The organism is Kitasatospora sp. NPDC091257 (assembly GCF_044757675.1).
Taxonomy (GTDB): Bacteria; Actinomycetota; Actinomycetes; order Streptomycetales; family Streptomycetaceae; genus Kitasatospora; species Kitasatospora lactacystinica.
In genome coordinates this window covers 1-2903 of sequence record NZ_JBIVVI010001143.1, presented here as the reverse complement: position 1 = coordinate 2903, position 2903 = coordinate 1, and the positions used below count along the sequence as shown (strand labels likewise).

General features: G+C 75.5%; 4 protein-coding genes. 2 read left to right on the top strand and 2 right to left on the bottom strand.

Going from position 1 to position 2903, the window contains the following annotated elements:
- Positions 1 to 66: 66 nt before the first annotated feature.
- Positions 67 to 717, top strand: a complete 651-nt coding sequence (locus ACIQOV_RS35530) for a GntR family transcriptional regulator (RefSeq protein ID WP_380551557.1) — start codon at positions 67 to 69, stop codon at positions 715 to 717.
- Between the two features lie 70 nt (positions 718 to 787).
- Here the strand turns inward: ACIQOV_RS35530 and ACIQOV_RS35525 are convergent, their stop codons facing one another.
- Complete coding sequence (locus ACIQOV_RS35525; RefSeq protein WP_401054953.1) at positions 788 to 1399, bottom strand: hypothetical protein; 612 nt, start codon at positions 1397 to 1399, stop codon at positions 788 to 790.
- A gap of 40 nt (positions 1400 to 1439) precedes the next feature.
- Positions 1440 to 1982, bottom strand: coding sequence for an RBBP9/YdeN family alpha/beta hydrolase (locus ACIQOV_RS35520; RefSeq protein ID WP_401054952.1), 543 nt, complete (start codon positions 1980 to 1982; stop codon positions 1440 to 1442).
- Positions 1983 to 2238: 256 nt separating this feature from the next.
- On the opposite strand from ACIQOV_RS35520, the gene ACIQOV_RS35515 reads away from it, so the two are divergent.
- Entirely contained in the window at positions 2239 to 2805 is a 567-nt protein-coding gene (locus ACIQOV_RS35515) for a DJ-1/PfpI family protein (protein WP_359912504.1), read from the top strand.
- The last annotated feature ends 98 nt before the right edge of the window (positions 2806 to 2903 follow it).

The window sequence follows — 2903 nt, the reverse complement described above, 5'->3', positions numbered from 1 at the left end:
CCGGGCACACCCCCCGACCTGGCCGGACGACAGCGGCGGCCAGTCCCGAACGGACGGACACCACCCATGCCAGAGACCCTCCGGCGCGGCCTGGCGGGCCAGCTCGTGGGCACGCTCCGCGAGCGCGTCCTCACCGGCGAGATCCCGTCCGGAACCCGGATCAACGAGGTGGAGGTCGCCCGCGAGCTGGGCATCAGCAGGGGACCGCTGCGCGAGGCCATCCGGCAGCTCGTCAGCGAGGGCCTGCTCGTGCACGTGCCCAACAAGGGCGCCGTCGTCTTCGAGGCCGGCCCGCGGGAGGTCGAGGCCCTGTTCGAGCTGCGGTCCGCGCTGGAGACCGCCGCCGCGCGCCTGGCCGCCGAGCGGCGCGACCGCAAGGACGTCACGGCCCTGCGCCGGGCGTGCGAACAGTCGAGGAAGCTGATGACCGGGGGCCGCCGGTTCGCCCACCGCAGCAGTCTCGACTTCCACCAGGCGCTGCTCGACGCGGCCCGCAGCCCCCGGATCGCCGAACAGGTGGAGCGCGTGCACCAGCAGATCGCGGTGCTCCGCAGCCGGCACAACGTGCCGGCCTCGCACACCGAGGCCTCGATAACCGACCACGAGCACCTCGCGGAGGCCGTTGCCGAGGGCCGGGCCGACCGCGCCGCCGAGGTCATGGCCCGCCACCTCGACCGGGTCCGGGAGCAGATGATCGCGCACATGACGGAGCAGTGACGCCCAGCTGCCCAGCTGCCCACGGGCGACGGGCGACGGGCGACGGGCGACGGCCTCGGGTCGGGCCGGGCTACCGCGCCGCGACCGGCTCCCCGCTGTCCTGGTCGAGGTTGAACACCCGCCGATAGGAGTCGGTCACCACGGTGATCTGCTCCCGCCCGGTCCAGCTCGCCTCCACCAGCCGGGCGTCGCCCTGGTCCCTGCCGACGTCCGCCAGCGACCAGCGCCGGGCCGACCAGCCCTCACCGCTCTCCAGCAGCACCTGCCAGTGCTCGCCCGACTCCGGCCCGGTGGCGTACGAGCGGTGCACCACCACCAGGGCGCGCTCGGCCCCGGCCGGGGCGTCCTCCCGGCTGCGGGTCTCGGCCGCCGACACCTTGTGCGCGGCCACCACGCCGAGCAGGAACACCACCCCGGCGGTCACCGTGACGGTCCGGGTGGCCGTCCGCACCGCGGCCCGCAGGTCGCCCAGCCAGGCGGCCGCGATCAGCGCCGCCAGCGCGCCGCCGAGCAGCAGCTCCGGCCGGTTGAACAGGTCGGCCACCAGCATCCGCCCGCCCGACCGGCTCTCCCACTGCCCCTCGGTGTAGAGCAGCACGGCGGCCAGCCCGCCGGCCGCCAGCAGCCGGACCAGGACGCGCCTGGATCGGGACGTGCGTCGGTTCGTCGTCCTCCGGTTCATCGTCCCTCCGCCCCCGTTCCCCGTTCCCCCGTGGTCGCGGTCACAGCTCGGCGAGCAGCTTTCGGCCCTCCGGCCAGTCGCCCAGTCCGGAGTCGGAGTTGAGGTGCCCGTACGCGCCCGGCTCGACGTACCGGGCGCCCCAGGCGGCGGCGAACGCGCGGGCCCGCTCGGGGGAGACCCACGGGTCGTCGGTCGAGGAGACCACCACGGCCGGGAACGGCAAGGGCTCCAGTGCCACCGGGCGGAAGCCCACCAGCTCCGGGACCTCGGCGGTGTCGACGTCCGCCGGGGCCACCAGCAGCGCGCCCCGGACGGCGGCGGTCCGCCCGGCGGCGGCGGTGGCCGCCCAGTGGGCCGCCGTGACGCAGCCCAGGCTGTGGGCGACCAGTACCACCGGGCCCCGGGCGGCGGCCACCGCCGCGTCCACCCGGGCCACCCAGTCCGTCCGCTCCGGGTGGTCCCAGTCCGCCTGTTCGACCCGGCGGAAGGAGTCCGGCTCGGCCGCCTCCCAGCGGGTCTGCCAGTGCTCGGGGCCGGAGTTCTGGTAGCCGGGCAGGACGAGGTGGGTGGTGCGGTCGGGCATGGGCTTCTCCGGGAGGGGGACGGTCGTGGGCAGCAGGATTCTAGGACCCGGGCCGCCGGCCTCCGCAGCCGGGCGTCCCACCCGCGCGCACTCCCCGCAACCGGCGCACGCACGTCCGTATGCGCCGTTGCGCGCCCGGTGCGCCCCGTTGCCAACGGTGACCCCGGTACGGGAGGTTGGACCGGGCCCGGGCCGGCTGCCACCGCCCGGCGCCCGTACCCGACCTGAGGCTCGACCACGTGGAGGGATGTCGGCGATGACATCGAAGATCCTGCTCGTCACCGGGGACGCCGCCGAGTCACTGGAGGTGTTCTACCCGTACCAGCGGCTGCGCGAGGAGGGCTACCAGGTCGACATCGCGGCCCCGACGAAGAAGCGCCTCCAGTTCGTGGTGCACGACTTCGTCGAGGGGTTCGACACCTACACCGAGAAGCCCGGCTACACCTGGCCCGCCGACGTGGCCCTCGCCGACGTCGACCCGGCCGACTACGTGGCCCTGGTCATCCCCGGCGGCCGCGCCCCCGAGTACCTGCGCAACGACCCGGACGTGCAGCGGATCGCGCAGCACTTCTTCGCCGAGGACAAGCCCGTCGCCCAGATCTGCCACGGCCCGCTGATCACCGCCGCCGCCGGCGTGCTGAACGGCCGCCGCACCTCGGCCTACCCGGCGCTGGCCCCGGACATCAAGGCGGCGGGCGCCGAGTTCGTGGACGGCGAGGCCGTGGTGGACGGCACGGTCGTCTCGGCCCGCGCCTGGCCCGACCACCCGGGGTGGCTGCGCGCCTTCGTCGAGGTCCTGCGCACCAAGGCGCCGCTCGCCTGACGCGCGCCCCGGAGCCGTACCCCGAGCCGTACCCCGAGCCGTCCCGGGGTACGGCTCCGGGGCCGTTCCGGGTTCGCTCCGGGTCGGACCCAGCTCGG